The following is a 5,401-nucleotide window of genomic DNA, read 5'->3' on the forward strand; positions in this document are numbered from 1 at the left end:
ATGATGTTCGTACAGCAGCCACAGAAGCGTCACCAGCTCCGTCGGGACGGCCTCGGATTTGACGAGCGCGACCGGGGTTACGCCCTTGGGGGCCTGCTTTCTGATAGAAACGTGCGGACCGCCCTCGGAGATGGCCGGAAGCGCGACCGCACAGCGGATGATCTGGTCGGTGCCGTCGAGATCGAGATCGATCGTCGCCGACGGCCTGCTGGCCGAGAGTTCGATCCCGTCGTTCGCGGCGAGCTGTGTGACCACGTTGACGAACGCCTCCTCGGATTCGAACGCAAGGTTTGTCGGCTCCCGACCGCTGCCGCGGGGGACGACCTTGATCCGTTCACCGACCCGGTTCGCCTCAATGTCCTCCAGACGAGGGTCATAAATCGGAACCGTGAGTTGGCCATACCCGACGAGATCCCGGACGACGTAGTAGACGAGGTCATCGAGGCGGTCGTCGCCGAACCCACGATTCACCGACGGAACGGCGACCCCGTATTCGGCGAGCGTGGCTCGGACCCCACGTCGGATCGTATCGACCCACGCGCGAACGTCTCCCGCTCGCAACTGTCTCGAAAGCAGCGATTCGCCGCGCTCGCGGACGACCCTTGCCCGCTTGCGGAGCGTTGACTGCTCGTCTATCCCGCCGAGCCCGGCCTCCCAGATCCGCTCTTTGCACTCGGCGATGAGCCGCTCGTCGCCGGGGAGCCGGTCCGGTTCGACGACCGCGTACTTTCGCTCGAAGGGGTCGGCCCCGAGCAGCCGTTCGCGGTACCGCACGACCGGGACGGCGTATCCGGCGAACTCGACGGTGTACCGCTCGATGCGTTCGGCGCTGAACTGCCCGATAAATTCGGCGTCTCGGATGCCCGTCGCCGCGGGGGCGTAGTTGGCCAAGTGAAGCGACAGCTCCTCACCGGTGGCATCGGCGACCTCGATCGAATCGTCGAGCGCGTGCGGCGTCAGCGTGCCGAGGCACCGCAACTCGGCGAGCGCGTAGTAGTCGAGTCGGCGCCGGGCAGCCGGTGAACACGAGACGATTGTGTCGATAATCTGCCCGTACTTCTGATCGAACCCGGCACGAAACCGTTCGGCGGCACCCTCGCGCGTCCGGGGACGAGTCGGTTCCGCGTCAGCGAAGTGCTCACGGACAGCGCGCAGGTCAGACTCCGTGTCGGCAGACAGCGACGGCTCGCGGACACCGTAGCGAAACCCGTCATCGCCGCCTTCGACCGTGGCGACGACGCCGGGGACGATCTCGTAGTGATCGTGGATCGATGGCGCGTACCACGCCTTGGCGCTATCTGGCGGTTCCGGGGCCGGAACTGTCGGCACCTCGTCGAGCATTCAATTGGGGTTACTCCCGTATTTTTATTTAACTATTCGTACGAAAACAACTCGCGAATGCCGATCTCAGACCGGCCGCAAGGAACAACGACCCTCGTTATGCTTCGTTATAAACGCATCTCAAAGATCGACTCATTCCAGCGGCCGAACATTGATAATGACGCGACAGCACATTATACATATGCAACGGAAACTGCTACCGCTCGCGGCGCTCGCGGCCTTGCTCCTGTTCAGTGGTGTCGCCGCTGCCGAGACCGGCGACCCGGCCGAGCTGGTTTCGTTCCTTGAGGGACTGATCACCTCGCTTCAGAACCTCCTCGACACGATTACGGCCGCGTGATCGCGTCGTACGATAACTCGCCTGATACCCAACGATTCGTCGCTTGGCGTACGTTTACACACCGTTCCACCGCTGACGAGATTCATCGCCCATGACAGACACCCAGCGGCTCAAAACTGTTCGTTCCGAACTCACATCACGCAGTTACGACGTCGACAATCGCAGCGATGCAGCAATTGCTGTCCCGACCGATCGAACCGACCGGATCGGCGTCCCGGGGCGGCTCTCCGTCGTCGCCGGCCGGCCGGACCCGACAGCACTTCTCGAGGTGATCGGCGACGCCGTCGCCGCCGGGCGGACGGCGCTTCTCGTCGCCCACCCGAAGGACGCGACGGCGATCCGGGAGATACTGACCGACCCGCCCGGACTGGCCGGCCGAACCGAGCGGGGTCGCACATTTTATAACACCCCCGACCGCCTACCGGCCGGTACCGCGGGGCTGGCCTGCTGTCGCGCCGACGACCCCCCGACGTGGCGGGCGGAACCGGCCGACGGAGTGACTGGCGAGGGAATGCGGTTCGTCCTCTACGCCGACGGCGAGGCGACCGCCGCCTTCGGGACGTTCGATGACCTCTCGTGTCCGTCGGCCGACGCCTTCGAGTACGCCTACCGGCGGGCCGACGACGGCCGGTTTCGGGTCCGAAAGCTTTCGACGGATCGGGTCGTCGGCCGGTTTCCGTCGGTTCGGGAGCTAAAAGCCAACGCCTACCGGCCGGTTCCGGCTCCTCTTGTTCCGGGGACCGTTGTCGATGGTCACCTGCCAGAGGCGTGGGCACTCGCGACCGTCGAGGACGGGCGCGTGACGCGGATTGAGGGCGCTTGAACCGCTTTTCACAGTCATCCTCTGCGTCTGTGTTCTAGCCTCACTGCTGTTCCGATCACAACTCCGGGATGGTCAGGTTGAACGAGCCCTCCCGCGATTCAACCAGACAGAGGTGATAGCCGTTCGCCCGCGAGAGTTTGACGTAGCTTCGGTATCGGCTCCGGCTGAGCAGGCTTGAACTCGTCGCCTCGCCGACGACCGACATCGCGTCCGACTCGAAGTAACTCGACGTGATCGCAACCGCGCCGGCGAGCGTATCGTGGGCCGCACAGACATCGGTGGCGTCGGCGACGAAGGGCTCGATCGCGTCGGCGTACGTCGGATCTCGACCCCGGTCGAACGTCGCGACGACGAGGGGGTGGCCCGATTTGTCACGGGCGACGATGTCGAACTCGACTTCGCGGCCCTCGATGCCGTCGCCGACCGCGATCGTCTCGTCGAACCCGATCCGATCGATCTCTGGGAGGGCGTCGTAGAGTGGCCTGACCGCCTCGGGCTGGCCGGCCGAGCGGATCTCGAAGAGCAACTCGGTCGCCAGCCACTCGACGAACGCGTGGGCGTCGGAGGATCGCAGCCACCCTTCGAAGGGCTCGCCCTCGACCGAGACGCTCTCGTCGTCGAACGTGGTGTGATACTCGATCCGGAGGTTCGAAACGACCGCCTCTCGCTCGGCACCGTCGTGAGCATCCGAGAGCGTCCCCTCGCCGCGGCTGCGCTGGCGGACGAACAGGCGGGTTTCAGCGAGAGCTGCCTCAGGCGTCAGCGACTCGCTCTCGGGAGTCTCCACCGATCCGACTCGACGTTGTAGGTCGTCCCGCTCGGCCCGGAGCGATTCGAGTTCGGCTTCCAGCTCCGCAATTTGCGAGTCGGCCGCGGCGAGGTCGGCCTCCAGCTCCGCGATCCGGGATTCGTACTGTTCGATCCTGTCGTCGTGCGCCTCGCGATCGAGCGCGGCCTCGCCTGCCCCCGCCGTATCGGCCCTCGTTGCCGAGTCCTCGGCAGCCGCTCCGGACGCCAACGTCTCTCCGTCGTCACCATCGTCGGTGACCGCGGCGACGGTTGAGGCGCCGTTGCGGTCGCCCGGTGGCTCGCCGTCACCTCCGCTTTTGTCGTCGTCTTCGTCCGGGTCGTCACTCACCTCCACATCAGTATCCAATCGGTCCCCGACGCCGCCCGTTCTGTCGTCGCTCGCCGTCTCGTCGGTAGCTCTCCTGAGATCGCTGTCCGGCGCAGTATCGGCGTCCAGCGCAGTATCGGCGTCCGGCGCAACATCGCTGTCCGGCTCAGAATCAGTGTCCGGCTCAGTACCGGTCCCCGGCGCAGTATCGCTATCCGGCTCGGCATCGCTGTTTAACCACGCCGTCTCGAAGTCCCCCTCCGCCTCCGTATCTATCCCTGTATCCGCCTCCGCTTCCGCTTCCACGTCGGTCTCCGCGCCAGCCTCCGCTTCCGTTTCCGCACCCAACCCTGTCGTTCCGGCCTGCGTGTCCCCACCCGTACTCGTCTTCGTACCGGCGTCGGCGGTCGAATCCGGATCCGCGTCGGTGTCCAAATCCGGGTCCGACCCCGTCTCTACGTCCGAACTCGCCCCCGCGTCGGAATCCACCCCTGTGGCTGCCGTCGCTGGCGTCGAATCCGGTTTGGTGGGCGAGTCCGGTTCCGGAAGGTCCGGACGGGGGAGTTCGACCGCGACGACATCGTAAATGCCGACCTCGCCTTCAGCCCTCGACTCGGCCTCCTCACCGGTGAGGAGTTGCTCGGAGCCGACAAAGGCGACGTGATCGACCGCGCCATCGAGGTAAACGTAGTAGTAGTCGCCGCTCAGAACGTTCTCGGAGAGTTCGACGTAGCCGGTGAAGCCGCCCCCAGCGAGAGTTTCGTCGACCGCCTCCAGCGGGGTGTCGTCGGTGAAGTACGTGCCGCGAACGTTCCCCCCGAGCGCCGCCATCGCCGCAACTGTCGCGACGCCAGCCGTCGGCGCCTCGTGCTGTCGCCCGGCTGCGCCCTTGAAAGCGTCGATATCACCTGGCCGTGGGTCGACATCGAGGTCAGTGACAGCGGCGAGCGCCTCGCCGTCGCGGAGGAACAGCCATGTCCCATTGGCCTCGATTGCGCCGCTGAATCCCCGCGACGCCAACTTGTCGATCCCGCCGAACCCACCGTCGAACGGAGCGTCGTCCCAGTCGTCGACAACGGAGTGGGCGTCCATACCTACGACCTCCCGCAGGATGAACATATAGCTATCGGGCGAGAACCCGCCCATCGACTCGCGGGTTGGTCGCAATCGAGTCGTATTGAGCACTCCCCCCGAAATCGGATCGGAGGCGATACGTCGAGGTGGAGCCTCGACCAGAGCGTTCGTAGGGCTTCCGTAGCGGCCGGCAAAGCCCCGATCAACGCCCGCCATGTTCGAACAAGCGCCACTCCACGATCGAATCCGGATCGTGGACCGTGTATTGCTGACGTGCTACCCCTCACTGAGGGGATCTACGCGCTGCCAGCCGGCACCCCTGACACACTAGTGTTCGAGTACGACGAGCCAACCATCGAGACGGCGCGGATGGTAGGACGGTCAAGGGACCTTCCACCGCAATGTGCTTGACGCAGTACTTTTGACATACCTCCCACCAAGAGCGTGTCATAGAAAGCATCACATGTTCCGTTTTTCCAAGTCCTGTCAAGACTCGCGTGCAAGATACAACGCGCGTATCGGTCACGACAGTGCCACGAAGCACTGCTACTACCTGAGCCAGTTCGTAATTTGTTCCGGCAGATAAAACAGCACCAATGCGCCCCGTATGATGATAGCGGCGAGCGGGATAATGACGAAGGTCCCGCCGATCAGGCGGAGTGCCCTCCCCCAGGGGAGCCCCGACGCGGCCAGATTATTCAGTATG

At 64.6% G+C, this 5,401-nt stretch carries 3 protein-coding genes and 1 pseudogene; 2 read left to right on the plus strand and 2 right to left on the minus strand.

Annotation, left to right across the window (positions count from 1 at the left end):
• Positions 1-1,341 (minus strand): annotated as a pseudogene (locus ACI944_RS11175) (secretion system protein); the annotation flags it as partial.
• A gap of 181 nt (positions 1,342-1,522) precedes the next feature.
• On the opposite strand from ACI944_RS11175, the gene ACI944_RS11180 reads away from it, so the two are divergent.
• Both ACI944_RS11180 and ACI944_RS11185 read left to right on the plus strand, forming a co-directional pair.
• Positions 1,523-1,681, plus strand: a complete 159-nt coding sequence (locus tag ACI944_RS11180; protein ID WP_411719134.1) for a hypothetical protein — start codon at positions 1,523-1,525, stop codon at positions 1,679-1,681.
• A gap of 91 nt (positions 1,682-1,772) precedes the next feature.
• On the plus strand, positions 1,773-2,504 hold the full coding sequence (locus tag ACI944_RS11185) for a hypothetical protein (RefSeq protein ID WP_411719135.1): 732 nt from the start codon (positions 1,773-1,775) through the stop codon (positions 2,502-2,504).
• Positions 2,505-2,559: 55 nt separating this feature from the next.
• On the opposite strand, the gene ACI944_RS11190 is transcribed toward ACI944_RS11185, so the two are convergent.
• Complete coding sequence (locus ACI944_RS11190) at positions 2,560-4,713, minus strand: hypothetical protein (RefSeq protein ID WP_411719136.1); 2,154 nt, start codon at positions 4,711-4,713, stop codon at positions 2,560-2,562.
• Positions 4,714-5,401 lie beyond the last annotated feature (688 nt).

It is taken from the genome of Natronomonas sp. (assembly GCF_046710025.1).
GTDB lineage: Archaea > Halobacteriota > Halobacteria > Halobacteriales > Haloarculaceae > Natronomonas.